The 24362-nt window shown below is 73.5% G+C and carries 21 protein-coding genes and 2 pseudogenes; 6 read left to right on the top strand and 17 right to left on the bottom strand.

Features of this window, described 5'->3' with window-relative positions:
• Positions 1–34: 34 nt before the first annotated feature.
• From GEV43_RS22825 to GEV43_RS22800, 6 genes and pseudogenes are all read right to left on the bottom strand, one after another.
• Positions 35–1015 carry an amidohydrolase family protein gene (locus tag GEV43_RS22825; protein ID WP_206681239.1) on the bottom strand — a complete coding sequence of 327 codons (981 nt, stop codon included), beginning with the start codon at positions 1013–1015 and terminating at the stop codon, positions 35–37.
• A gap of 13 nt (positions 1016–1028) precedes the next feature.
• Positions 1029–2306: an amidohydrolase family protein gene (locus GEV43_RS22820; protein WP_160822424.1), complete on the bottom strand. Its 1278-nt coding sequence runs from the start codon at positions 2304–2306 to the stop codon at positions 1029–1031.
• Positions 2303–2704: a hypothetical protein gene (locus GEV43_RS22815; RefSeq protein WP_160822423.1), complete on the bottom strand. Its 402-nt coding sequence runs from the start codon at positions 2702–2704 to the stop codon at positions 2303–2305. Before GEV43_RS22815 ends, GEV43_RS22820 begins: the two co-directional genes overlap by 4 nt.
• Positions 2694–3095 (bottom strand): Rieske (2Fe-2S) protein, encoded by a 402-nt coding sequence (locus GEV43_RS22810; protein WP_160822422.1) that lies wholly within the window; start codon positions 3093–3095, stop codon positions 2694–2696. Before GEV43_RS22810 ends, GEV43_RS22815 begins: the two co-directional genes overlap by 11 nt.
• A 229-nt stretch (positions 3096–3324) precedes the next feature.
• Positions 3325–4772: pseudogene (locus GEV43_RS22805) on the bottom strand (aldehyde dehydrogenase family protein).
• Between the two features lie 3 nt (positions 4773–4775).
• Positions 4776–6410: a thiamine pyrophosphate-dependent enzyme gene (locus GEV43_RS22800; RefSeq protein WP_206681238.1), complete on the bottom strand. Its 1635-nt coding sequence runs from the start codon at positions 6408–6410 to the stop codon at positions 4776–4778.
• 402 nt (positions 6411–6812) lie between these two features.
• On the opposite strand from GEV43_RS22800, the gene GEV43_RS22795 reads away from it, so the two are divergent.
• From GEV43_RS22795 to hisC, 3 genes and pseudogenes are all read left to right on the top strand, one after another.
• Positions 6813–8657 carry an iron ABC transporter permease gene (locus tag GEV43_RS22795; RefSeq protein WP_160822420.1) on the top strand — a complete coding sequence of 615 codons (1845 nt, stop codon included), beginning with the start codon at positions 6813–6815 and terminating at the stop codon, positions 8655–8657.
• A 162-nt stretch (positions 8658–8819) separates the two neighbouring features.
• A complete protein-coding gene (locus GEV43_RS22790) occupies positions 8820–9932 on the top strand; it encodes an ABC transporter substrate-binding protein (protein ID WP_160822419.1) in 1113 nt (370 codons plus the stop codon).
• A gap of 114 nt (positions 9933–10046) precedes the next feature.
• Positions 10047–11125 (top strand): annotated as a pseudogene (gene hisC, locus GEV43_RS22785) (histidinol-phosphate transaminase).
• A 63-nt stretch (positions 11126–11188) separates the two neighbouring features.
• On the opposite strand, the gene GEV43_RS22780 reads toward hisC, so the two are convergent.
• A complete protein-coding gene (locus GEV43_RS22780) occupies positions 11189–12658 on the bottom strand; it encodes an MFS transporter (RefSeq protein WP_302930936.1) in 1470 nt (489 codons plus the stop codon).
• A gap of 95 nt (positions 12659–12753) precedes the next feature.
• On the opposite strand from GEV43_RS22780, the gene GEV43_RS22775 reads away from it, so the two are divergent.
• Together GEV43_RS22775 and GEV43_RS22770 are read left to right on the top strand one after the other, a co-directional pair.
• Positions 12754–13221, top strand: a complete 468-nt coding sequence (locus GEV43_RS22775) for a MarR family winged helix-turn-helix transcriptional regulator (RefSeq protein ID WP_160822418.1) — start codon at positions 12754–12756, stop codon at positions 13219–13221.
• A gap of 414 nt (positions 13222–13635) precedes the next feature.
• Positions 13636–14682 (top strand): sensor histidine kinase, encoded by a 1047-nt coding sequence (locus tag GEV43_RS22770; RefSeq protein ID WP_160822417.1) that lies wholly within the window; start codon positions 13636–13638, stop codon positions 14680–14682.
• A gap of 37 nt (positions 14683–14719) precedes the next feature.
• On the opposite strand, the gene GEV43_RS22765 is transcribed toward GEV43_RS22770, so the two are convergent.
• From GEV43_RS22765 to GEV43_RS22755, 3 genes are all read right to left on the bottom strand, one after another.
• Positions 14720–15406 (bottom strand): putative protein N(5)-glutamine methyltransferase, encoded by a 687-nt coding sequence (locus GEV43_RS22765; protein ID WP_309239781.1) that lies wholly within the window; start codon positions 15404–15406, stop codon positions 14720–14722.
• Complete coding sequence (locus GEV43_RS22760) at positions 15364–16059, bottom strand: isochorismatase family cysteine hydrolase (protein ID WP_206681237.1); 696 nt, start codon at positions 16057–16059, stop codon at positions 15364–15366. The genes GEV43_RS22765 and GEV43_RS22760 overlap by 43 nt, the downstream gene beginning before the upstream one ends.
• 223 nt (positions 16060–16282) lie before the next feature.
• A complete protein-coding gene (locus GEV43_RS22755; RefSeq protein ID WP_309239780.1) occupies positions 16283–17422 on the bottom strand; it encodes an ABC transporter ATP-binding protein in 1140 nt (379 codons plus the stop codon).
• A gap of 113 nt (positions 17423–17535) precedes the next feature.
• On the opposite strand from GEV43_RS22755, the gene GEV43_RS22750 reads away from it, so the two are divergent.
• On the top strand, positions 17536–18276 hold the full coding sequence (locus tag GEV43_RS22750; RefSeq protein ID WP_160822415.1) for a FadR/GntR family transcriptional regulator: 741 nt from the start codon (positions 17536–17538) through the stop codon (positions 18274–18276).
• Positions 18277–18294: 18 nt separating this feature from the next.
• On the opposite strand, the gene GEV43_RS22745 is transcribed toward GEV43_RS22750, so the two are convergent.
• From GEV43_RS22745 to GEV43_RS22715, 7 genes are read right to left on the bottom strand one after another with little or no spacing between them, the layout of a single operon-like run.
• Complete coding sequence (locus tag GEV43_RS22745) at positions 18295–19755, bottom strand: aldehyde dehydrogenase family protein (RefSeq protein WP_160822414.1); 1461 nt, start codon at positions 19753–19755, stop codon at positions 18295–18297.
• Complete coding sequence (locus GEV43_RS22740) at positions 19752–20264, bottom strand: flavin reductase family protein (protein ID WP_160822413.1); 513 nt, start codon at positions 20262–20264, stop codon at positions 19752–19754. The genes GEV43_RS22745 and GEV43_RS22740 overlap by 4 nt, the downstream gene beginning before the upstream one ends.
• 11 nt (positions 20265–20275) lie before the next feature.
• Positions 20276–20896: an RraA family protein gene (locus tag GEV43_RS22735; RefSeq protein ID WP_160822412.1), complete on the bottom strand. Its 621-nt coding sequence runs from the start codon at positions 20894–20896 to the stop codon at positions 20276–20278.
• On the bottom strand, positions 20893–21582 hold the full coding sequence (locus GEV43_RS22730; protein WP_160822411.1) for an RraA family protein: 690 nt from the start codon (positions 21580–21582) through the stop codon (positions 20893–20895). Before GEV43_RS22730 ends, GEV43_RS22735 begins: the two co-directional genes overlap by 4 nt.
• Entirely contained in the window at positions 21579–22286 is a 708-nt protein-coding gene (locus tag GEV43_RS22725) for an RraA family protein (protein WP_206681236.1), read from the bottom strand. The genes GEV43_RS22730 and GEV43_RS22725 overlap by 4 nt, the downstream gene beginning before the upstream one ends.
• Positions 22283–23311, bottom strand: a complete 1029-nt coding sequence (locus GEV43_RS22720; protein ID WP_160822410.1) for a hypothetical protein — start codon at positions 23309–23311, stop codon at positions 22283–22285. Before GEV43_RS22720 ends, GEV43_RS22725 begins: the two co-directional genes overlap by 4 nt.
• A 38-nt stretch (positions 23312–23349) precedes the next feature.
• Positions 23350–24351: an amidohydrolase family protein gene (locus GEV43_RS22715; RefSeq protein WP_160822409.1), complete on the bottom strand. Its 1002-nt coding sequence runs from the start codon at positions 24349–24351 to the stop codon at positions 23350–23352.
• Positions 24352–24362: the final 11 nt, after the last annotated feature.

Here is a 24362-nt window from a genome sequence, read left to right as displayed (position 1 = left end):
GAGACCGGCGGAGGCGCCCCGAGGCCGGTCGCGCTCATGCGAGGTCGAAGATCCGGGCCGCGTTGCCGCTCCTGACCAGGTCCGCCTGCGCGGCGGGGAGCGTGTCCACCAGGTCCACGCACTCGTCCATGCGCCCGCACTTGTGCGGGTAGTCGCTGCCGAACAGCACGTTGCGCTCGCCGAGCACCTCGACGGTGAGGGCCAGGGAGGCGGGCGAGTACGCGATCGAGTCGGCGTAGACGCGCCCGGCGTACGTGCTCGGGATCTCCGCGATCGCCTCGCGGGCCGCGGCGAACGAGCGGTGCCCGGTGTCGAGCCGGCCCATCAGGAACGGCAGCGTCCCGGCCGCGTGGCTCCCGATGATCTTCAGGTTCGGGTACCGCTCCAGGAAGCCGTCCAGGACCATCCGGGCGAGCGCGAGCGTGGTGTCGAACGTGAAGCCGACGCTCCACACCAGGTGGTAGCGCTCGATGTCCATGTCCTCGACGCCGGGCGGGGTCGTCGGGTGCACGAGGACGGGCAGCGCCCGCTCGTCGATCGCGCGCCAGACGTCGGCGAACGCCGGGTCGGTGAGGGAGCGGCCGTCGATGTTGGCCAGCACCATCACGCCGGCCGCGCCGAGCTCGCAGGCCCGCTCCAGCTCGGCGACGGCCGCCGCCGGGTACTGCCAGGGCAGCGTGGCGAGGAACCCGATCCGGTCCGGCCTGCGGCGCCGTTCCGCGGCCATGTGGTCGTTGATCATGCGGGCGCCGCGGACGCTGACCTCCTCGCCGCCCCAGTAGACGCTCGGGCAGGTCAGCGACACGATGGCGAGGTCGACCCCGGCCTTGTCCATCTCCGCGATCCGCAGGTCGTAGTCGAACATGCCGGGCGTGAGCGTCATGAACGCCGTGCCGCCGCGGTAGACGGCGCGGGCGCCGCCGGGCGCGTCCCGCAGGGTGTAGGTGCCGGAGCGCTCGACGAGCAGGTCGAGCCAGTCCTGGCTGAGCATGTGCGTGTGCACGTCGATGATCACGATCGGCTCCGCGCTAGGAGAGGGTGGACGCGACGGGGACGGCCTCGCCGACCATCGGGGCGAGCCCGGCCTCGGCGGCGGACGCGGGGGCGCGCTTGTCGGTGGGCAGGCCGAACAGCTCGCAGGCGTTCCCGCCGAGGATCTTGTGCCGGGCCCGGTCGGTGAGGAACGGCAGGTCGTAGATCACCGAGGGGACGTCGAAGTCCCAGTGCGGGTAGTCCGAGGAGTACAGCAGCGTGTTCTCGGCGTTCATCATCTCGAACGACTCGCGCATCATCCCGGTCGGCGCGGTGCGCTCCATCGGCTGGGTGGAGAAGTACATGTCGCGCATGTAGTCGCTCGGCAGCCTCTTCAGCAGCGGCGCCTCGGACGTCCGCATCAGGTACTCGTTGTCGAGCCGCTGCATCAGGAACGGGATCCACGCCAGGCCGCTCTCGACCCAGGCCAGCTTCAGGCCGGGGAACCGCTCGGGGATGCCGTTCACGATCATGTTGGTCATGTGGATGATGTTGCAGAACGAGAACCCGAGCGCGTGCGCCGAGATGAACTTGTTGAGCTGCGTCATCGACTGCTCGTGCCAGTTGTACGCGGCGTGGAACGCGAGCGGCAGCCCGCGCTCCTGGAGGGCGGCGTAGACGGGCGCGTACTCGTTGGCGTGCACCGGCCGGTACCGGATGCTCGTCACCATGAACCCGACGACGCCGGGGGTGTCGCCGAACTCCTCGATCATCCGCAGGCTCGCCTCGGGATCGTTGAACGGCAGGTAGGCGAGGGTGCGGATCCGGTCGTCCTGCGGCAGCAGCTCCTCGGTCAGCCACCGGGTGTACGCGCGGGCGAGCGCGACCTCCACCTCGGCCGCCGGGTGCAGGCTGAGGTGCAGCATCGGGGTGGGGAACATGATCGTGTAGTCGATCCCCATCATGTCCATCGCCCACAGCATCCGCGCGACGTCGTCGTGCTTGCGCTGCTCGGCCGACAGGTCGCGCAGGTCCGCGAGCTGGTTGCGGCCGGCCCGCAGGATGCGCCCGGAGACCTCCTGGTTGCCGACCTGCGCGGTGGTGATCGTGGTCGCCGCCGCCTTGCCGCTGCGCTCGGTCATCGCGCGGGCCCAGTCGCGGATCCCGTCGTCCTCGATGTAGGGGATGATCTCGTCCCAGCGGCGGTCCTCGTAGTGGTGGGAGTCCACGTCCACGATCGGGAACCGGTCGAAGCCGCGCTGGTCGGCCTGGGCGCGCGCGTTGCGCAGCAGGTTCTCGATCTGGATCTTGCCCCGGTCGTACAGCTCGCTCACCGCGTCCTCCAAGGGGTGCCGCCCCAGGTCTCCCAGAGGGCGAGTTCGAACGTTTCGAGGTTGACCGCCTTCAGCACGGCGCTCGCGGCCCGCACCGCGTCGGTCGCGTTGACCTTCGTCGCGTCGGCGGGCTCGGGCACCGGCGTGCCCGCGTCCACGTGCCGGCCGAACGCGGTGATCGCGGCGGTCATGAGCGTGCGGACGGCGTCGGGCGACAGGGCGTCCGGGCCGAGCTCGCCGATCCGCGCCGCGAGCCGTTCGGCCTCGGCGACCGCCTCGGCGGACGCGGCGGACGCGGCGGGCGTCTCGGCGGACGCGGCGGGCGTCTCGGGGGCGCCGGCGACCGCCTCGGCGGAACGGTCCATCGTGACGGACGGCGTTTGCGGCTCAGGCGACATAGACCTCGTCCCCCTCGGTCTCGACGGTGTAGGAGCGCAGCTTCTTGGAACGGTCCCCGCAGAACTCCCCGGTGCGCAGGTCGAACTCCCAGCCGTGCCAGGGGCAGACCAGGTGGGGCTCGGACTCGTCGTACTTCTCGCCGAGCACCCGCCCGTCGCCCGTGACGACCGCGGTCATCTTCGGGAAGTAGCGGCCCTCGCAGACGGGGCCGCCCTGGTGCAGGCAGGTGTTCTCGTACGCGTAGAAGCGGCCCTCCACCCGGAAGACCCCGACCGTGCGGCCGGCCACCTGCACGAGCTTGCGGTCGCCCTCGCGGAAGTCGCTCGCGCTGCCGACGAGCACGCGCGCGGCCGCGACCTCCTGGGCCGTGCCGTTCTCGGACACGGGCACCCCCTCTCTCCTCAGTGGGCTCCCACTGCGGCTAGGAACGCACTAACCATATAAAGGTCATATCTTTAGGTCAATGGTCGTGATCAAGGAAAAGCCCCCGGTGCCGGGGTCGTGGCACCGGGGGCTCGCGCGCACGCTCCGCCCGCCGCGCCGCGTCCCGCCAGGTCGTGGCGGGGCGCGCGGCGCGGCGGCGGGCGCGCGGGTCGGGAAGGGCGGTCGGGAAGGGCGGTCAGGACGGGCGGACGCCGCCCTGGAGCGCCTTGGTCTCGAAGTACTCCTCCAGCCCGTACCGGCCGTACTCGCGCCCGAGGCCCGACTGCTTGTAGCCGCCGAACGGGGCGCGCAGGTTGAGCGGCTCGCCGTTGACGACGACCTGGCCGGTGCGCAGCCGCCGCGCGAACGCGACGGCCCGGTCGTGGTCGGCCGACCAGACGCCGCCCGACAGCCCGTAGTCGGTGCCGTTGGCGATCCGCGCGGCCTCGTCCTCCGAGTCGTACGCCATGATCGCCAGAACGGGCCCGAAGACCTCCTCGCGCGCGATCTGCATCTCCGGCGTGACGTCGCTGAACACGGTGGGCCGGACGTACGCGCCGCCGTCCAGCCCGTCCGGCGGCTCCGCGCCGCCGAGCAGCAGCCGCGCGCCCTCCTCGACGGCCGAGGCCACGAACCCGCGCACGCGCTCCTGCTGCGCCCGCGACGCGACCGGCCCGAGTTTGCTCGCGTCGTCGCGGGGGTCGCCGACCGTCCACTCCCGCGCCGCCGCGACGGCCTTGCGCTCGGCGTCCGCGAGCAGCGCGCGCGGGACGAGCAGGCGCGACAGCGACGCGCACGCCTGCCCCGAGTTGGCGTAGCACTGCTTGACCGCCGTCGGGACCACCGCGTCCAGGTCGGCGTCGTCGAGGACGACGTTGGCCGACTTGCCCCGAGCTCCAGCGCGACCTTCTTCAGCGTCGGCGCGGCCAGCGCGGCGACGCGGCGGCCCGCGCGGGTCGAGCCGGTGAAGCTCACCATGTCGATGCCCGGGTGCCCGGCGATGGCCTCGCCGACCGGCTCGCCGTACCCGGTGACCAGGTTGAACACGCCGGGCGGCGCGCCCGCCGCGTGGAACAGCTCCGCCAGGACGAACGCGTTCAGCGGCGCGACCTCGCTCGGCTTGAGCACGACCGTGCAGCCCGCCGCGAGCGCCGGGGCGACCTTCGCCGCGATCTGGTGGAGCGGGAAGTTCCACGGGGTGATGCAGCCGACGACGCCGACCGGCTCGCGGACGACGAGCGTCGGGCCGATCTCCTCCTCCCCCGCCGCCGCGATCTCCTCCATCGAGCGGGCCGCGAAGTCGAAGTCCTTGAGCGGCATCGACACCTGCGACACCCGCGCGAACCAGCGCGGCGCGCCCATCTCCGCGCTGATCAGGTCGGCCACCTCGGTGGAACGGTCCGACAGCGCGGCGCGCACCCGGTCGAGCAGCGCGACGCGGTCGGCGGCGGGCGTCGCGGCCCAGCCCTCGAACGCCTCGCGCGCCGCCGCCACCGCGCGGTCCACATCGGCGGCCGTGCCCTCGGGGACGACGCCGACGACCCGGTCGTTCGACGGGTCCAGGACCTCGATCACGCCGCTTCCGGCGGGCGCGCTCCAGGCGCCGCCGACGTAGATCTCCTTGTGCTCGATCACCGCTGCCATCGGTCAGCTCTCCACTCGGGGACGGGCGAGGAAGTCGTGGATGAGGTGCCAGGCGGACGGCATCTCGCCGACCGGCACGTGGATCAGTGCGGGCTCGTCGCCCGACAGCGCGTCGGCGAGCACGCCGCCGAGCTCGTCCGGCGTGGTCGCGCGCTCGCCGCGGACGCCGAACGCGGAGGCGAGCGCGACGAAGTCGGGGTTGGCGAGGGTCGTGCCGAGCACCCGGCCCTCGAAGCGGGTCTTCTGCGTGCGGCGCACGTTGCCGAACGCGCCGTCGTCGAACACGACCGTGACCAGCCCGATGCCGTGGGCGCGGGCGGTGGACAGCTCCTGGAGGTTCCAGCCGAACCCGCCGTCGCCGGTGATCGACACCACGGCCTTGCCGGGGTTGGCGGCCTTCGCGCCGAGCGCGGTCGCGAACCCGTACCCGAGCGTGCCCTGGTAGCCGGGGGTGAGGTAGGTGCGCGGCCCGTACACCGGGTACGCGAGCTGGGAGAGGTAGCCGACCTGCGTCAGCTCGTTCACCAGGATGCCGTCGTCGGGGATCGCGCCGCGCAGGGCGCGCACCCACGACAGCTGCGGCTCGATCTCGGCGATCTGCTTGGCGCACAGGGCGCGGACCTCGTCCAGCTCGGCGTCGCGGCGCGGCCGGGCGGGGAGCCCGGAGAGGCTCTCGGCGAGCGCGTCCAGGCCGAGCGCGGCGTCGCCGTGCACCGCGACCTCGGCGGTACGGGGCGCGCCGAGGTCGTGCGCGTCGGCGTTCAGCAGGACGACCTTGGCGGAGGCGGGGACGGCGACCTGCCGGCCCTGGCCGTTCAGGAAGCGGCTGCCGACGACGAGGACGGCGTCGGCGCCGGGCAGCACCTCGCGGCCCCCGAGCTGGGTGAGCGCGAGGCGGTGCCGGTCGGACAGGGAGCCGCGGCCGTGCTCGCTCATCACGACGGGCGCTTCGAGCAGTTCGGCGAGGCGGCGCAGCGGCTCGCCCGCGTCGCCGGCCGGGACGCCGCCGCCGACGTAGATCACGGGACGGGACGCGCCGCGCAGCACGGCGGCGGCGCGCTCGATCGCGTCCGCGTCGGGAACGACCGGGTCGCGGTCGTCGCCGGGCTCGACCAGCGAGACGTCGGCGCTCGCCTGGAGGACGTCCGGCGGGATCTCGACGCCCACCGGCTGCGGGCGCCCGGAGCGCAGCCGCCGGAACGCCTCGCGGATCACCTGCGGCACCTCGGCGGGCGTGCGCGCCATGCCGGTCCACTTGGTCACGGTGCCGAGCGTGCGGGTCTGGTCGTTGACCTCGTGCAGCATCCCGAGGCCCTTGCCGATCGCGGCCGAGGGGATCTGCCCGCTGACGCACAGGACCGGCGACGAGCACGAGTACGCGGTGGCGAGGCCCGCCATGGCGTTCAGCAGGCCGGGACCGGGCACCACCAGGCACACGCCGACGTCGCCCGTCGAGCGGGCGTAGCCGTCGGCCATGTACGACGCGGCCTGCTCGTGCCGGGTGTTGCGGAACCGGATGCCCGCGCCCGCGGAGGCCAGGCCGTCGACCGCGTGGTCGAGCTGGACGCCCGGCACCCCGAAGATCTGGTCGACCCCCTCGCGCACGAGCTGTCCGGCCAGCGCCTGTCCGCCGGTCATCTCCATCTGGACCTCCAGGGCTAGAGTTAAAACTGTATGACAGTTTTACTTCAGCCCCGGTCCTTGGCGCAAGACAGCCCCATACGCCACATTCAGTGATGTCAAGGGACGAGGGTGATGATGTGGGACACAGGTGACGGCTTCGGATCGAGTTCCGGCCGACCCATTGACACCCCTCTGGACTAAACATTATATCTTAAATTGTTTTTCGGCAGACCCTCTGCCGGGCCCGCACCCCGCGCTCCGCGTGAACGCGCCGCACGGCGGACGCCGGATCCCGGAGGCCGGACGCCGCACGCCCCGTACGGGGCGCCGCCCCGTCCGCTCCGCGTCCCGTCCCCGTGCCCCGCGTCCCTGCGCCGCGCCCCGCCGGGTCCCGCCCACACCCCCAGAGGAGGCGTCATGGCCGCGACCGCACCCCCGGTCGACCTCGGTCCGGCGCGCGGTCCGGGCCGGGCAGGCCCCGTCCGGCTCGCCCGCCGGTTCGGCCCGGTCCGCATCCTGATCGCCCTGACCTGTGCCTTCTTCTTCCTGTGGCCCGTCGTCATGGTCGCGGTCGGCGCGTTCCGCACCGCCCTGCCCGGACAGGCCGGCAACACCTGGACCGCCGGGCGGATCGCGAAGGTCTACACCGACGGCTCCACGTACTCGGTGCTCTGGCAGACCGTCGTGCTCGCCGTCTCGGTCACCGTCCTGTCGACGCTGATCGCCCTGTTCTTCGCCTGGGTCGTCGCCCGCACCGACACCCCGCTGCGGCAGGTCGTCACGCCCGTGATGGTGCTCGTGCTCGCGATGCCGCCGATGTTCTTCGCGATCGCCTGGGACATGCTCGGCAACAAGCGCGTCGGCATGCTCAACCAGGGGCTCGCGTGGATCACCGGCTCCGACGCGGGCTCGTCCGGCGGGCCGTTCAACGTCGAGTCCTGGTACGGGCTGATCCTGGTCTGCTCGCTCAAGGCCGCGTCGTTCAGCTACTTCATGGTCCTCGGGCCGTTCCTGACCATGGACCGCTCCGTCGAGGAGGCGTCGCTGATCTCCGGCGCGGGCCGGATCCGCACGTTCTTCCGCATCCACATCCCGATGCTGACGCCCGCGATCAGCTCGGCGTCGCTGCTCACCCTCATCGCGTTCCTGGAGGGCTTCGACATCCCCGCGATCATCGGCCTGCCCGCCGGGATCCGGGTGCTGCCGACGCAGATCTACAACTACATCAACGCCACCTTCGGCGGTCAGTACGCCCAGGCCAGCTCGCTCGCGCTGATGCTGATCGCGCTGGTCACCGCGCTGATCGTCGTCCAGGCCAAGCTGCTCGGGCGGCGCCGCTTCACCACGATCAGCGGCAAGACCTACCGGACGGGCCGGTGGCGGCTCGGCCCGGCGCGCTGGGCGTGCACCCTCGCGATCGTCGTGTTCACCCTGCTCGCGCTCGTGCTGCCCCTCGTCCAGCTCTACCTGGGCTCGCTCCAGCCGTTCTTCGGGCTGTTCCAGTCCTGGACGCTGGACAACTACCATGCGATCTTCGAGGACCCGGAGGTCGTGTCGGCGCTGGAGAACACCGCCTACCTCGCGGTGTTCGGCGGCCTCGCGGCGATCGCCGCCGCGCTCGTGCTGACCAAGGTGGTGAACACGACGGGCGGCGCGGTCACCCGGTTCATCTCGTTCTCGACGTGGATGCCGATGGCGCTGCCGGGCGTCGTGCTGGGCCTCGGCATGATGTGGTCGTACCTGACCGTGCCGGGCCTCGCCAAGCTGTACGCGACGGTGTGGATCCTGCTGATCGGGCTGTTCGTCAGCGCGATCCCGGTGGCGATGCGCTCGGCGGAGGGCGCGCTCGTCCAGGTCCCGGGCGACCTGGAGGAGGCGGCCCGGATGAGCGGCGCCGGACGGGTCCGCGCGTTCTGCCGGATGGTGATCCCGCTGATCACCCCGAGCCTGCTGTCGGGCTGGCTGCTCGCCGGGATCCTCATCGCCGGCAACCTCGCGGTGCCCGTGCTCCTCGCCTCGCCCGACAGCAGCACCGTGTCCGTCGTCGTGCTGGAGCTCTACAAGCAGGGCGACGTCACCAAGTCGGCCGCCGTCTTCTGCGTCATCCTCACCGTCCTGCTCGCGGCCGGCATCCTGGCGGGCGCCGTCCGCGGGGCGTTCGCGCTGCGCCGCCGGGCGCGCCACCGCTCGGCCGCGCGCGCCGCCGGGCCGTCCGGGACCTCGGGGGCCACCGGGCCGTCCGGCGGGGCCGCCGTCCTCTGACCCGCCGCCGACCCGCCGCCCTCGCGGCCGTCCCGCCTCCGGGCCCGCCTCCCCCTCCGACCCGCCGCCACCTGACCCGCCCCCCGCCACCGCCCTCCCTGTCGTCGGGGCGACAGGTGTCCCCTCCCCTGCCTTTTTCGGCACTCTCTAGGAGAACCGCGCATGAGAACAGCGAAGCGCACCGGCGTCGCGATCATCGCCCTGGCCCTGGTCGCCACCGGGTCGGCCGCCTGCTCGTCGTCCGGGTCCAAGCCCGTCGACGCGGGGAAGCTCGACCTCGCCCCGCTCGGGCTCGACAAGACCGCCGAGCAGCAGATGCGCGACCTCTACAAGAAGGCCGTGGACGGCAAGCAGACCAAGCTGGTCGTGTACGGCCCGAACCAGGCCAACAACAAGGCGATCAACGAGTCGTTCGCCGACCGCTTCCCGGGGATCAAGGTCACCGCGCAGCCCTACACCGGCGCGCAGCTCGAATCGCGGCTGGCCACCGAGTTCTCCACCAACAAGCACATCGTGGACATCGTGGAGAACACCACGTACGCCTACCTGGAGAAGGGCTACTACGCCAAGAGCACGCCCTTCACCGCCGTGAAGCTGCCGCAGGAGTTCCGCGAGAAGACCGGGATGCTCTGGGGCGTGTCCGGCACCGTCTTCGGCTTCACCTACAACAACACCAAGGTCAAGGCCGCCGAGGCGCCCGCGACCTGGGCCGACCTCGCCGACCCGAAGTGGAAGGGGCAGATCGCCTCCGGCGACCCGAGCCAGCCGAGCGCGACGTCCGACCTCCTGCTCAAGCTCCGCGCCGGCGGGACGATCAACGACGACTGGCTGCGCCGCGTCAAGGCCAACCAGCTCGCCGTCAAGAGCGAGCTGGAGCTCGCCAACACCGCCGTCGCGCAGGGCCAGTACGCCATCTCGCTCGTGAACATCTACAACTTCTACGCGGGCGACAAGAAGAAGGGCGCGCCGCTCACGTTCGTCTACCCGAAGGACGGCGTGGTGATCGAGCCCAACTACTACGGGATCATGAAGGGCGCGCCGCACCAGGCCGCCGCCGAGCTCTACATGAACTGGCTGTACGCCAAGGAGGCCCAGGAGGGCTTCGCCAAGCTCGGCACCTACCCCCTCATGCCCGGCACCAGGACCGGCGGCGACCTGCCCGAGATGAACACCCTCAAGGTGCTCGACACCCCCGACCCCACCGAGATGAGCAAGCTGTGGGGCCCCGGGACCGCCACCCTCAAGAAGATCCTCGGCGGCTCCGCCGCGGGCTGACGCGCCGTCCCCGCTCGCGGGCGGCCGCCCGCCCGGCCGCCCGCACGCGCACCGCCCCACGCTCCGCGCCGTCCATGACGTGCCGCACGCCGTCCACGCACACCAAGGAGAACGATGCCGGCCACCACCCGTCCCGCCCTGTCGGGCCTGCCCCCGTACCGTCCGGGCCGTACCGCCGAGGACCTGGCCCGCGAGCTGGGCCTGGACGAGGCGATCAAACTGGCGTCCAACGAGATGGCGTTCGGCCCGCTGCCGAGCGTCGTGGACGCGGTGACCCGCACCGCGACCGGCGTCAACCGCTACCCGGACATGTACAACCGCGCGCTCATCGCCGCGATCGCCGAACGCTTCGAGGTGGACGCCGAGCGGGTCACCGTCGGCTGCGGCTCGGTCGCCCTCGTCCGCCACCTGGCCGACGCCGTCCTCGACCCGGGCGACGAGACCCTCTTCGGCTGGCCGACGTTCGGCGTGTACGGCTCGGCGGCCGTGATCGCCGGCGGCGCCGCGGTGCGCGTCCCCCTGCGCGACCACGCGCTCGACGTGGACGACCTGATCGCGGGCCTCACCCCCGCACGCGGATGGTCGTCGTCTGCACCCCGAACAACCCGACCAGCACGCACGTCCCCGAGGCCGCCCTGCGCCGCCTGCTGGAGGCCGTCCCCCGCGACGTGCTGGTCGTCCTGGACGAGGCGTACTGCCACTTCGTGACGGCCCCCGACGCGGTGGACGGCCTGGCCCTCGCCCGCGAGTACGACAACGTGGCCGTGCTGCGGACGTTCAGCAAGGCGTACGGCCTCGCCGGGCTCCGCGTCGGCTTCTGCGTCGCCGACCCGGCGGTCACCGCGACCCTGCGCAAGGTCGTCACGACGTTCTCGGTGTCCGCCGTCGCGCAGGCCGCCGCGATCGCCTGCCTCGAACCGGCCGCCGAGAAGGAGCTGACCGACCGCGTGGCCGAGGTCGTCTCCGAGCGCTCCCGCGTCACCGAACGGCTCGCGGCGCTGGGCGCGGCGGTCCCCGACTCCCAGGCCAACTTCCTCTGGCTGCCGCTCGGCGAACGCTCCGCGACGTTCGCCAAGGAGTGCGAGAAGCGCGGCATCATCCTGCGCGCGTTCCCCGACGCGGGCGTCCGCGTGACCATCGGCGCCCCGCACGAGAACGACGCGTTCCTGGAGGCCGCCGCCGCTCTCCTCTGACCCCGTCCCCCCGTCCGCGGCGGGTCGCGGCGCACGGCCGCGGCCCGCCGGTTCGGGCGTACGTCAGGCGGACGACCCGGCGGGCGCCTCCTCCGGAACGGACGCGTCCCCGGTACGGCGCGCGGGGCGTCCGGGGAGCGCGAGGGCGATCGCGGCGGCGGCGAGCGCGACGCCGCAGCCGATCAGCATGCCGGTGCGGAAGCCGTCCTCCGACGGCAGCTCGTGCCCGCCCATGCGCACCGTCATCTGGGCGAGGACGACGCCGACGACCGCGGCCGACACCGACGTGCCGATGGAGCGCATCAGCGTGTTGAAGCTGTTGGCCGAGGCGGTCTCCGAACGCGGCACGGCGCCCATGATCAGGGCGGGCATCGCCCCGTACGCCAGCCCGACGCCGAGGCCGCACACGCACGTGACGATCATCAGGCCCCACGCCGTCCCCATCAGGACGGTCGAGGAGCCGTAGCCGAGCGCGATGACGAGGCTCCCGGCGCACAGCGTGGTCTTCGGCCCGCGCGCCGCGGACAGCCGCGCGCCGACCGGCGAGACCGCCATCATCACGAGCCCGGCCGGGGCCATCCAGAGGCCCGCCGCCAGCATCGAGCGGCCGAGCCCGTACCCGGTGGCCTCGGGGAGCTGGAGGAGCTGCGGGACGATCAGCGACTGGGCGTACATCGAGAAGCCCACCACGACCGAGGCCGCGTTGGTCAGCAGCACCTGCCGCCGGGCGGTGACGCGCAGGTCCACGAGCGGGTCGTCCGAGCGCAGCTCCCACCAGCCCCACGCCAGCAGCACGACGAGCGCGACGGCGAACAGCCCGAGCGTGGTGCCGCTCGCCCAGCCCCAGTCGGCGCCCTTGGACACCGCCAGCAGCAGGGACACCAGCCCGACGCCGAGCCCGACCGCGCCGACCGCGTCGAACCGTCCCGCCGTCCGCGCGGGCGTGGCGGGCACCAGCGCCCAGATCAGGACGGTGATCAGCAGGCTCAGCGCCGCCGAGCTCCAGAACAGCACCCGCCAGCTCGCGTGCTCGGCCACGGCCGCCGCGACGGGCAGGCCGAGCGCGCCGCCGATGCCCATGGACGAGCTCATGAGCGCGATCGCCCCGCCGAGCCGTTCGGGCGGCAGCAGGTCGCGCAGCGCGCTGATGCCGAGCGGGACCAGGCCCATGCCCATGCCCTGGAGCCCCCGGCCGACGATCATCGGCGGCAGCGAGCCCGCCACCGCGCACAGCACCGATCCCGCCACGAGCGGGACCGTGCAGGCCAGCAGGACGCGGCGCTTGCCGTACAGGTCGCCGAGCCGGCCGCTCACCGGCGTGGTGACCGCCGCCGCCAGCAGCGTCGCGGTGACCACCCACGAGGCGTTGGCGGCGGAGGTGTGCAGCAGGCGGGGCAGCTCGCCGATCAGCGGCACCACCAGCGTCTGCATGAGCGCGGCCACGATGCCGGCCACCGCCAGCACGCCGACGATCCCGCCGGGGCGGGCGGACGTGGAGTCGTCCACGCGGATCTCCCTGCTCTCGATGGTCAAGCCATGTGCACCATACATACGATGTGGTCGATACACAACGCGTGCATGGCGCATAATCGAGGTGAGGCAGGACGCACCGATCGGGGAGCCACCGGATGGACAAGCCGACGCACGAGATCGAGTACGAGAGCATGCTGCTCGGGCGGCACAGCCACATGACCGCGCCCCGCACCCGGCGCGACGGCGGCCACCTGGACCGCAGCGCCTACATCCTGCTGAGCCGCGTCCGCATCGAGGGCCCGATGTCCATCCGGCAGCTCAGCGAGGCGTTCGGCCTGGACCCCTCCACCCTCAACCGGCAGACCTCCGCCATGCTCCGCGCCGGCCTGGTCGAGCGCATCCCCGACCCCGACGGCGGCATCGCCCGCAAGTTCCGCATCACGCCCGAAGGCGAGCGCCGCCTCGACCAGGAGCGCAGCGAGACCGTCCTCGGCCTGGAGAAGGTCCTCACCGACTGGACCCCGGAGGAGGTCGCGACGTTCGCCGCCTGCCTCAAGCGCTTCAACACCGACATCGAGCGCCTGACCGGCCGCCCCTGGCCCCGCCCCGCCGACCCTTCCTGACCCCGGCCACGCCGCACTCCGCGACCACCCTGGCCCCATCTGTGACCGCCCGGACGCCCCGGCCGCGCCGCGCTCCGCGACCACCCTGGACATCTGCGACGCCCCTGGACATCCGCGACCGTCCGTACGCCCCGACCGCGATGGGCTCCCGCGTCCCTCCGGCTCACGGCGGCGGCCTGGGAACGCCCCGCCCGGCCCGTACGCCTCGCTCGCCTCGCTCGCCTTGCGGAACGTGGCCGTACGTCCCGGAGCGCGGTGGGGATGTAGCCCAGGGGATTAGGTCCGCGGGCCAATGTGCCGGACGGGCTTCCCGGCTTACGATCGCCGCATGTCCGTCGAACGTGCTCGGCGTGTTACGGGGCGGTCCTGACCTGGGGCGCGGCCGTCCTTTATCCCCCCTACGTCTACTTCGCGATGCACGACACCCGGCTCGGTCTCGGGCCCGGGCGGCTCCTGCTCACGATCGCGCTCACGGTGCTGGTCCTGAACCTCGTGCGGCGCCGCCCGCTGCCCGCGTTCGCGCTGCTGACGCTGGCCTGGGTCGGCGCGGCGATGGAGCTGCGGGGGTCGGGGACCTGGATCGTCCAGACGGCGCTGATGGACGTCGCCGTGGGCTACGTCGCGGCCGCCCGGTCGCGGCGGTTCTCGGTCTCGCTCGCGGGGGCCGCGCTGCTGGCGCAGGTGCTCACCGCCGCGGCGTTCCCCGACCAGCCGGACGAGCTCGTCAGCCGGTCGAGCTACATGATCATGGCGATGGTCGTGGTCTGGCTCGTCGGCAACTCGGTGCGGGTGCGCCGCGCGCACGCCGAGGAGCTGACCGCGCAGGCCACGGCGCGGGCGGTCGCGGACGAACGGCTCCGGATCGCGCGCGAGCTGCACGACATGGTCGCGCACAGCGTCGGGATCATCGCCATCCAGGCCGGGGCCGGCGGCCGGGTGATCGACACGCAGCCGGGCGAGGCGCGCAACGCGCTCGGCGCCATCGAGGCGACCAGCCGCGAGACGCTGTCGGGCCTGCGGCGGATGCTGGGGATGCTGCGGCGGGCCGAACCGGAGGGCGCGCCGCTCGACCCGGCGCCCGGCCTGGACGACCTCGACCGGCTCGTCGCGGCCACGCTCGGCGCCGGGGTCCGGGTGGACCTGCGGGTACGGGGCGAGCGGCGCCCGCTGCCCGCGGAGATCGACCTGTCGGCGTTCCGGATCGTCCAGGAGGCGTTGACGAACGTGGTGCGGCACGCGGGCACCGACGGCTGCCGCGTCACCATCGGGTTCGGGGACGACGAGCTGCGCGTGGAGGTCGTGGACGACGGGCGGGGCCCGGCGCCGGGGAGCGCCGGGTACGGGCTCGTCGGGATGCGGGAGCGGGTCGGCCTGCTGAAGGGGCGGCTCGACGCGGGGCCGGGCCCCCACGGCGGCTTCCGCGTGGAGGCGCGGCTGCCGGTGCCCGCCGTCGCCCGCTGAACGGGGCGAGCGAGCGGCGGGTACCGGCGCGCCGCGGCTAGACCTTCGTTCCGATCACCACGTTCGCGCCCCTCTCCTCGTCGCTGGAGACGCGGGCGCGCAGCCCGCCCCGTTCGAACGCGGCGAGCGCCGCGCCGACCTGGCGGTCGCTCGTCTCGACGAGCAGGTGCCCGCCGCCGGCGAGCCACGCGGACGCCTCGCCGGCGACGCGCCGCAGCACGTCGAGCCCGTCGGACCCGCCGTCCAGCGAGACGCGGGGTTCGTGGTCGCGGGCCTCCGCGGGCAGGAACCCGACGTCGCCCGTCGGCACGTACGGGACGTTCGCGCACAGCAGCTCGACGCGCCCGCGCAGGCCCGGCGGCAGCGGCGCGAACAGGTCGCCCTCGTACACCCGCCCGCCCGGGACGTTGCGCCGCGCGCACCGGACCGCGGCCGGGTCCACATCGGCGGCGTGCACCTCGGCGGGCCGCAGCAGCGCCGAGAGCGCCGCGGCGACCGCCCCTGAGCCGCAGCACAGGTCGAGCACGACGGACCCGCCGAGCGAGACCGCCCGTTCCACCAGGAACTCGGTGCGCCGCCGGGGCACGAAGACCCCGGGGTCCACGGCGATCCGCAGGCCGCAGAACCCGGCCCACCCGACGACGTGCTCCAGCGGCAGCCCGGAGGCGCGCCGCTCCACCATCACCTCAAGCTCGGACGGCGATCCCGCCGCCTCGGCGAGCACGCGCGCCTCGTCTTCCGCGAAGACGCAGCCCGCTGCTCGGAGCCTGGACACGACATCTGATTCGGACAAGAGAGCCTTTCCCCAACGGGCGCTCTCTCGTTCACCCGCACCTCGGGTGGGAGCGCCCGGCCGACGGTGACATGAGCCGGTCTCACCTCCCTCGGTCGTTCGGACGCGCCAAACCTACCCGACCGCGCCCCGCCCCGGTCCGCGCCCGCGCCCGCGCCCGCGCCCGCCGCGATCATGGCGAGGACGTCGGCCGTCGCGCGGACGTCGCCGAACGAGCGGTAGAACGTGTGCAGGGTCGCGTTGTGCTGGTCGTCGCTGCCCGCGGCGTTGGCGTCGGCGACCATGACGACGCGGTGGCCGAGGGTCGCGGCGTCGCGGGCGGACGACTCGCAGCACACGTTGGTGACCGTCCCGGCGATGAGGACGGTGTCGACGCCGCGGGCGGCGAGCAGGTCCGGGAGCTCGCAGCGTCCTGGGAAGAACGCGCTCGGGGCCGTCTTCGCCGCGTAGAGGTCGCCGGGCCGCGGGACGAGGTCCGGATGGAGCCGTCCGGGCAGCGGGCCGGCGCCGCACGAGGTGCGGTAGAGCTCGGCGACCTCGGGGCCGAAGAAGTCGGGGACGGCTCGCTCGCGGGCAGGACCCACGCGACCGTGCCGCCCGCGTCGCGCAGCGCGCCGGCGAGGGCGTTGACGTTGGGCACGATCGACCGGCAGTACGGGTTGCCCGCGACGAAGAACGGGACCATGTCGATCACCGCGAGGGCGGTGCGGCGCGGGACCAGGCCGGGGTAGGCGTGGCGGCGGCCCCGGCGGGTCTCGTGGCGCAGGTGCTCGCGGGGGTCGATCCGCCATTCGTGGAGCGGCACGGTCAGGCGGCGGCTTCCACGGCGGCGGGGGCGGCGGCCTCGGTGTCGAGGGTGACGACGCAGGCGGGCGGGATGGTGATGGTCGTCTCGGTGCCCGGGGACGGCGCGGGGGCGCCCATCCGGATCTGGTCGGCGTCGTCCACGTAGCCGCTCAGCCGCAGGCCGCCGATGTCGAGGGCGAGGTCGGTGCGGCTGCCGAGGTAGACCGACTCGGTGACCCGGCCGGTGAACGCGTTGGCCGACGCGGCGTCGCCGCCGATGCGGACGTGCGAGCTGCGGAACGCGACGGACAGGGCGGTGCCGAGGGCGGCCGTGCCCTCGGCCCAGATCGCGGGGCCGCCGCCGTCGGGGGTGACGGCGACGAGGTCGGGGGAACGGTCGGTGACCGTGCCCGAGACGATGTTCTCGAAGCCGACGAAGTCGGCGACGAAGCGGTTGCGGGGGCGGGAGTAGACCTCGCGCGGGGTGCCGCACTGCTGGACGCGGCCCTCGTCCATGACGATGATCCGGTCGGAGAGCACCATGGCCTCCTCCTGGTCGTGCGTGACGTAGACCGAGGTGGTGCCGATCTCGCGGTGCAGGTTGCGGATCTCGGTGCGCATGACGGCGCGCAGCTTCGCGTCGAGGTTGGACAGCGGCTCGTCGTACAGCAGCAGGCGGGGGCGGCCCGCCATCGCGCGGGCGAGGGCGACGCGCTGCTGCTGGCCGCCCGACAGCTCGGTGGCGAGCCGGTCGCCCTTGTCGCCGAGGCCGACCGCGTCGAGCAGTTCCTGGACGCGGGAGACGAGCTCGGCCTTGGGGAGCTTCTGGAGCTTGACGGGGTAGCCGACGTTGTCGCGGACGGTCATGTGCGGCCAGAGGGCGTAGCTCTGGAACACCATGCCCGTGCGGCGCTTCTCCGGCGGGACGAGGACGCCGCGGGCGGGCGCGGCGACGACCTCGCCGCCGATCGAGATCTCGCCGGAGGTCGGGTCCTCCAGGCCGGCGAGGCAGCGCAGCGTCGTGGTCTTGCCGCACCCGCTCGGCCCGAGCAGGGTGAGGAACTCGCCGTCCTCGACCGTCAGGTCCAGGCCGGACACCACGGTCACGTCACCGAACGTCTTCGTGAGCCCTTTGATCTCCACCTGCGCCACGCTGCTCACCCTTAATGTATGATGATTAGACATTGAGAATTTAGGTCCACGGCCCCTGGGTGTCAATGGTTATACATTCATATGATGGGGCCCGTTCATTACCGACGAGTAGGAGTGCCGGGATGGCTACAGCCCCAGGGGACAAGCCTTGGCGACCGGTCCAGGGCGCGCGGGCCTCTGGAGAGATCGTCGAGCAGATCCGCAAGGCGTTCTTCGGCGGCATGATGCCCGGCGACCGGCTCGGGACCGAGTCCGACCTGGCCGAGCAGTTCGGCGTCAGCCGCATCACGATCCGCGACGCGATCCGCTCCCTGGAGGCCCAGGGCATCGTGACCGTACGGGTCGGCGCGGGCGGCGGGCTCCGGATCGCCGAGAGCGACCCCGACCGGTACGCCGACGCCCTCTCGATCCAGCTCCACCTGATGGGGATCACGTGGGAGGAGCTGACCGAGGCGATGCGCTCGGTCGAGCCGTCCACGGCCGGGCTCGCGGCGCGGCACGCGTCGGGCGAGCAGGTCGCGCGGCTGCGCGGGCTCGTCGACGACGCCCACGCCGCGCTGGACGACGCCGCCCGGTTCACCGACCTCGCCCTCGACTTCCACCTCGCGGTCGCCGAGGCGGCGGGCAACCGGGCGATCCGCGCGTTCCTGCGGTCGCTGCGTTCGGCCCAGCACATGAAGTTCGAGGAGAACACCTCCCGGGAGGTCGCCGAACGCGTCGCGCGGATGCACGGCGAGATCCTCGACGCCATCGCCGACGGCGACGCCGACCTCGCCACCAGCCGGATGAACGAGCACCTCGCGCTCGTGGTGTCGCATCCCGGCAAGTCCGACGAACATCTCTGCGTCCCCCTCACCCAGTAGGCCGCGCCCTCCCGGCCGTCAGATCGGGTAGCGGGGCGGGGTCGTGCGCACCGACACCCACTGGGTGTCGGTGAACTCGTCCAGGTTCCACCGCCCGCCGTGCCGGCCGCCGTTGCCCGACGCCCCGCGTCCGCCCATCGGGACGTGGGGCGCGTCGTTGATCGGCTGCCCGTTGACGTGGAACATGCCCGTGCCGAGCCGTTCGGACAGGGCGAGGCCCCGCTCGACCGAACGGGTGTGCACCGCGCCGGACAGGGCGTAGTCGGTGGCGGTCGCGAGCGCCACGGCCTCGTCGTCGTCGGCGAACGCCGTCACCGGCAGGACGGGACCGAAGACCTCCTCGTCGAACGCCCGCATCCCCGGCGCGACGTGGTCCAGGACGGTCGGCCGGTAGAACAGGCCGTCGCGTTCGCCGCCCGTGCGCAGCCGCGCCCCGGCCTCGACCGTCTCGGCGACGATGCGGTGCACGCGGTCGCACTGGCGGGCGCTGACGAGCGGCCCGAAGCGGACGTCCGGGTCGGACGGGTCGCCGGTGCGGAGCTTGGCGGCGCGTTCGGCGAGCAGGTCGGTGTAGGCGCCGGCGATGTCGCGGTGGACGAGGTGGCGTCCGGCGGCCATGCAGATCTGCCCGTTGTGCGCGAGCGACCCCCACAGGCCGTTGTTGACGGCGGCGTCGAGGTCGGCGTCCTCCAGCACGATGAACGCGTTGTTGCCGCCGAGTTCGAGCACGGCCCGCTTGAGCAGGCGGCCCGCGACCTCGCCCACGCGGCGCCCGGCGGCGGACGAGCCGGTGAAGCAGACCACGGGCACGCCGGGCGCGGCGACGAGCGCCTCGCCCGCGTCCGCGCCGCCCGGCAGGACGTGCAGGACGCCCGGCGGCAGGCCCGCCTCCTCGAAGGCCCGCGCGATCACCACGCCGCCCGACACCGGGACCTGCGCGTCCGGCTTGAGGACGACCGCGTTGCCGAGCGCCAGCGCCGGGGCCACCGAACGGATCGCGAGCATCAGCGGCGCGTTCCACGGGGCGATCACGCCGACGACGCCGACCGGGACCTGGCGGGCGAAGCTGAACTGGCCCGCGTCGGCCCCGCGCAGCAGCTCCCCGTACGGCTCGGCGGCGAGCGCGGCGGCGGCGCGCAGCTCGCCGCGCGCGAGGTCGATCTCGTGGAACGCCTTGTGGCGCAGCGCGCCCGTCTCCCGGATCGCCCACCCGGCGATCTCGTCGCGGTGCCCGGCGAGGACCGCGGCGGCCCGGTCCAGGACGGCGGCCCGTTCGGCGAACGGCGCGGCGGCCCACCCGGCGGCGGCCGAGGAGGCGGACGCGGCGGCCCGTTCGACGTCGGACGGGACGGCCAGTCCCGCCACGCCCAGCTCCGACCCGTCCCACGGGGAGACGATCGGGTGCCGTACGGACGCGGGGCGCCAGCCGCCGCCCGTGTAGATCCGGGCGGTCCAGCGCTCGGGTTCCAGCAGCGTCATGCCTCTCCTCGGTCGGGCCCTCGGTCGGGCGATTCGAGCGAACGGTAGCCGCCCGCGTAGTACAGCAGGGGCTCGCCGCCGTCGAGGTCGCCGCCCGCCGCGACGACGTTGCCGACCAGGATGCGGTGGTCCCCGCCGGGCAGCACGTCGTGCAGCCGGCAGTCGAAGTAGCTGAGGCAGCCGTCCATGACCGGGGCGCCGGTCGCGTGCAGGGAGGTCGGGAAGCCGTCGAACGCCTCGCGGGCGCCGCCCCGGTCGCGGGTCGCGAAGTACTGCGAGATCTCCCGCTGCTCCCGGTGCAGGACGCTGATCGCGAAGCAGCCGGAGGCGCGGACCCGCCCGAGCAGCGGGCTGTGCGCGTTGACCGACACCGTGACCAGCAGCGGGTCCAGCGACAGCGACGCGAACGACGAGCAGGTGATGCCGTAGACCTCCTCGCCGACGCGGGTCGTCACGACGGTGACGCCGGAGGCGAAGCGCGAGGCGGCCTGCTTGAACGCCATGATCATGGGGTCTCCACTCAGCGCCGGAACCCGTACAGGTCGAGGGTGAGCGCGCCGCCCCGGATCCGCTCCAGGAACCCGGCCTCCTTGGCGACGCGCGCGCGGGCCGCCTCCCGGACCTCGTCCAGCCGGACGGCCGGGAACGCGACGACTCCGTCGGCGTCGGCGACCACGACGTCGCCGCGCGCGACGCGCCGCCCGGCGACCTCCACGGGCTCGCCGACCGCGCCCGCGTCGTTCTTGGCGGTACGGCTCACCGCGACGGCCGTGCTGAACACGGGGAAGCCGAGCTCGGCGAGGGGGCCGGTGTCGCGGACGCCGCCGTCGATGACGAGCCCGGCGACGTCGCGGGCCAGCGCGGCGACGGCGAGCACCTCCCCCCAGTAGCCGCACGCGGTGCCGCGCCCGTCCACCACGAGCACCTCGCCGGGCCGCGCTTCGGCGACCGCGAGGTGCAGCGGGAGGTTGTCGGCGGGCGCGGTCCGCACCGGCAGCGCGGTGCCCGCGAGGCGGGCGCCGGGCCAGGCGGGACGGAGCGTCGCGGCGAGGTCGCAGTCCAGGCCGGACGCCTCGTACAGGGTGGCGGTGCCGAGTTCGAGCAGCTCCTTGCGCTCGGCGTCGGAGAGGGCGGGGCTCATCGGCGCTCCTCGGGTCGGGTGGGGGTGCGGCGCTGGAGGAGGTGGTAGCCGTGCGCGGCGCGCGCGTCGGCGATGCTCTTGCCGCCGAGCGCGTCGGCGAGGATCCGGGCCTCGACCTCCGCGATCGCGGTCGCGATCTCCAGCACCTCGGCCTCGGCGTCGCGGGGGACGGCCACCGCGCCGTCCCCGTCGGCCACGATGAGGTCGCCGGGACGGACCTGGACGCCGCCGACCGACACCGGCACCCCGACGCCGGACACCTCGACGCGGTCCTTGCCGGTCCGCATGAACCGTCCGCGCGAGTAGATCGGGTAGCCGAGGCCGAGGGCGCGGTGGGTGTCGCGGCAGACGCCGTCGATGACCGTCCCCGCGACGCCCTTCTGGTGTGCGACGGCGGTGAGGATGTCGCCCCAGACCGTGCAGTCGGTGCGGCCCGCGTTGTCGAGGACGGCGACCTCGCCGGGCTCGATGTCGTCGATGTAGTCGCCGACCGTCCCGGGCGGGCTGCCCGCCGTCACGTACCGGACGGTGAACGCCCGGCCCGCGAACCGCTGCCCCTCGGCGAGCGGCGCGAGGCCGTGCAGCGCGCCCGGACGGCCGAGCCGGTCGAGCGCGTCGGAGACGGTGGCCGTGCCGAGCTCCGCGAACCCGTGGCCGGACGCGTCCCGGCCTCCCGCGCGCTTCATGACTCCCCCTTCGCGGTCGGGAACTTCGAGTCGTGCATGACCTCGGTGACGGGACGGCCCGCGCGGACCGCCTCCACCATCCGCGCCTCGCGCTCGGCGATCCGCTCGGCCAGCTCGACCACCTCGGCGAGCCGCGCCGCCGGGACGAACGCGACGCCGCTGCGGTCGGCCACGGCGTAGTCGCCCGCGTCCACCGCCGCGCCGCCGATCGTCACCGGGACGTCCATCGCCTCCTGGACGATCCGCCCGCGCGCGCTGACCGGGACGACCGCCCGGCCGTGCACGGGCAGCCCCAGCTCGTGGCTCTCCGCCACGTCCCGGCAGGCGCCGTCGATGATCACACCGGCGATGCCCTTGCGCAGCGCCGCGACGGTGAGGATGCCGCCCCAGCACGACACGTCCGTACGGCCCCGGTTGTCGATCACCACGACCTCGCCGGGACGGGCCGACTCGATCACCGGGGTGCCGATGTGCTGCGCCGGGCGGCCGTCGCGCGGCTTCGGCGCGACGCGGATCGTCCGGACCGGGCCGGTCACGGTCGCGGTGCTCGGCCACAGCGGGCCGATGCCCGTCACCGCGCCGGGCAGCCCGAGCGTGTCGAGCGCGTCGGACACCGCGCAGGCGTCCAGCGCGGCGAGCCGCTTGCCGAGGCCGCTCGCGCCGGTCGTGCCGGGCGCCTCGGTCACGTCGGTCGCGTCGGTCACGTCGTTCCCTCCTCGGGCTCCCAGGCCATGAAGCCCATCGCGTTGCCGGTGCCCGCCTCGGTGCGGTAGCACGGCTGGTAGTCCACGAGGCGGGGGCGCAGGCCGGTGCCCTCCAGCGCGCCCGCGACCGTGATCCAGTTGCGCAGCTCGGACGTCCCCGAGCGCAGCAGCTCGCCGTCCAGGCGGCACAGGTACTCGTCGTCGGCGTCCATCAGCGCGCCGATGAACGCCCGGTCCAGGTCCTCGTCGATGACGAAGTGCGACAGGCCGCCGGACGCGACGACGCCGACCCGCAGCCCGTCCGGGAACGACCGGATCGCCGCGCCGAGCGCCTGCCCGAACCGGTGGCAGCGGCGCGCGCTCGGCGGGTTCGGCTCCCAGAACGTGTTGACGAACACCGGCACCATCGGGATCTCGCAGTCCTGCCCGAGGATCCGCTGGTAGACGAAGCCCCAGCCGTGCGGGATGCCGTGGTTGCCGTACCGGCCCGCGGGCAGCTCCTTGGACGCCGACACGTCGAACCCGGCGCGCATCGTGTGCTTGATGACGTGCGTCGCGAGCGCGGGATGGCACGGCCGCTCCATCGGACGGTCCGGGACGTCGCCCTGCGCGGCGGCGGCGAGTCCGGGCGCCATCGCGTCCAGGTGCTCCTGGGTGAACGGCACATGCCCGACCGTCTCGCCCCAGTAGACGGCGAACGGCGGCAGCGAGTCGTCCCCGAAGATCTCCTTGTGGTCGCTGCTGACGATCACCAGGACGTCGGGGCGGGCGGCGCGCACGACCCCGCCCAGCTCGTCCAGCGCGCGCTGCGACGCCTCGTACCGGCGCCGCTGCGCCTCGGGCTCGGTCTGCGGCCCGAAGTCCTCGCGGCGCGCGGCGAGGTCGGCGTAGGCGTAGTCCTTGCGCCGGAACGCCAGCGCCTCGTTGCGCCGGTCGAACACGGCGCGCTCGCCCCATCGTTCCGGCGGCGTCTTGAGCTGCGGTCCGTGCGAGGTGCCGACCGCGACGACGATGTCCGCTGCCATCACTCCCCTTCCAGAGCGTCGGTCTTCTAAGCCGACGCTCAGAGCTTGAAAAGCTTCCGGGCGTTCTCGGCGAAGATCTGCTCCCGCTCGGTCGGCGTCAGCCAGTCGATGTCGCCGATCAGCAGGTGGATGTCGTCGAACCAGCGGCCCGTCCTCGGGTCGCGCTGCGAGCCGGTGCCCGGCTTCTCCGTCCCGAACAGCGCCCGGTCCACGCCGACCGTCCGCAGCAGCAGCTCGATCGAGTCCTGCGTGTAGAGGCAGGTGTCGAACCACAGCGACCGCAGCCGCTCCATGTACGGCCGGTTGCTCCCCCGCACGTCGGCGGGCAGGAACCGGCCCACCTGGTACGGGATCGCGCCGCCGCCGTGCGACACCACGATCTTCAGGTCCGGGAAGTCGGTGAGAACCGACGACGACAGCAGGCTCCAGATCGCGACCGTCTCCTCCTGGATGAAGTGCAGGCTGTACGGCTCGCGGGTCGGCGGGCGGCAGCCGGCGCCGTGGATGATCGCGGGCACGTCCAGCTCGCACAGCGCCTCGTACAGCGGGTACCAGTACCGGTCGCCGAGCGCGGGCGGCACGGCCGTCCCCTCGTGCGGGTCCGGGTTGAGCAGGCACCCCGCGAAGCCCAGCTCGGTCACCGTGCGGCGCAGCTCGGCGGTCCACTCCTGCACGTCCAGCTCGGGGCTCTGCGGCAGCCCGGCCACGCCCTTGTACCGCTCCGGGTACAGCTCGCAGAGCCGGTGGATCACCGTGTTGGTCTCCTCGGTGAACCACTGGACGAGCCGTCCGGTCTCGCTGTGCATCATCTGGTACGGGCGCGGCGAGATGAGCTGGAGGTCCACCCCGGCCCCGTCGAGGTGGTCCATGTGCGAGGCGTTCCCGAAGCTCGGGTTGGGCGCGTCCTGCGCGGCGCGCAGCTCGTCGTCGCTGATGCGGGGGCCGCCGCGCCCGTGCGCGCCCCGGTGCGACAGCAGGTTCGCCTTGTAGGAGTACAGCTTGTCCGGCGCGCTGACGTGGCCGTGAACGTCGATCAACATGGGGGTCCCTT

It is taken from the genome of Actinomadura sp. J1-007, assembly GCF_009793335.1.
Lineage (GTDB): Bacteria > Actinomycetota > Actinomycetes > Streptosporangiales > Streptosporangiaceae > Spirillospora > Spirillospora yumaensis.
Note: the sequence above shows the minus strand (reverse complement) of the source record. Positions and strands in the feature narration are given on the sequence as shown.

Excerpts from the sequence above, each read along its gene's own strand:
- GEV43_RS22745 (WP_160822414.1), bottom strand. The coding sequence starts at position 19,755 with ATGACGCTGCTGGAACCCGAGCGCTGGACCGCCCGGATCTACACGGGC.
- GEV43_RS22740 (WP_160822413.1), bottom strand. The coding sequence starts at position 20,264 with ATGATCATGGCGTTCAAGCAGGCCGCCTCGCGCTTCGCCTCCGGCGTC.
- GEV43_RS22790 (WP_160822419.1), top strand. The coding sequence starts at position 8,820 with ATGAGAACAGCGAAGCGCACCGGCGTCGCGATCATCGCCCTGGCCCTG.
- GEV43_RS22750 (WP_160822415.1), top strand. The coding sequence starts at position 17,536 with ATGGCTACAGCCCCAGGGGACAAGCCTTGGCGACCGGTCCAGGGCGCG.
- GEV43_RS22795 (WP_160822420.1), top strand. The coding sequence starts at position 6,813 with ATGGCCGCGACCGCACCCCCGGTCGACCTCGGTCCGGCGCGCGGTCCG.
- GEV43_RS22730 (WP_160822411.1), bottom strand. The coding sequence starts at position 21,582 with ATGAAGCGCGCGGGAGGCCGGGACGCGTCCGGCCACGGGTTCGCGGAG.
- GEV43_RS22815 (WP_160822423.1), bottom strand. The coding sequence starts at position 2,704 with ATGTCGCCTGAGCCGCAAACGCCGTCCGTCACGATGGACCGTTCCGCC.
- GEV43_RS22770 (WP_160822417.1), top strand. The coding sequence starts at position 13,636 with ATGCACGACACCCGGCTCGGTCTCGGGCCCGGGCGGCTCCTGCTCACG.
- GEV43_RS22715 (WP_160822409.1), bottom strand. The coding sequence starts at position 24,351 with ATGTTGATCGACGTTCACGGCCACGTCAGCGCGCCGGACAAGCTGTAC.
- GEV43_RS22720 (WP_160822410.1), bottom strand. The coding sequence starts at position 23,311 with ATGGCAGCGGACATCGTCGTCGCGGTCGGCACCTCGCACGGACCGCAG.
- GEV43_RS22735 (WP_160822412.1), bottom strand. The coding sequence starts at position 20,896 with ATGAGCCCCGCCCTCTCCGACGCCGAGCGCAAGGAGCTGCTCGAACTC.
- GEV43_RS22800 (WP_206681238.1), bottom strand. The coding sequence starts at position 6,410 with ATGACCGGCGGACAGGCGCTGGCCGGACAGCTCGTGCGCGAGGGGGTC.
- GEV43_RS22775 (WP_160822418.1), top strand. The coding sequence starts at position 12,754 with ATGGACAAGCCGACGCACGAGATCGAGTACGAGAGCATGCTGCTCGGG.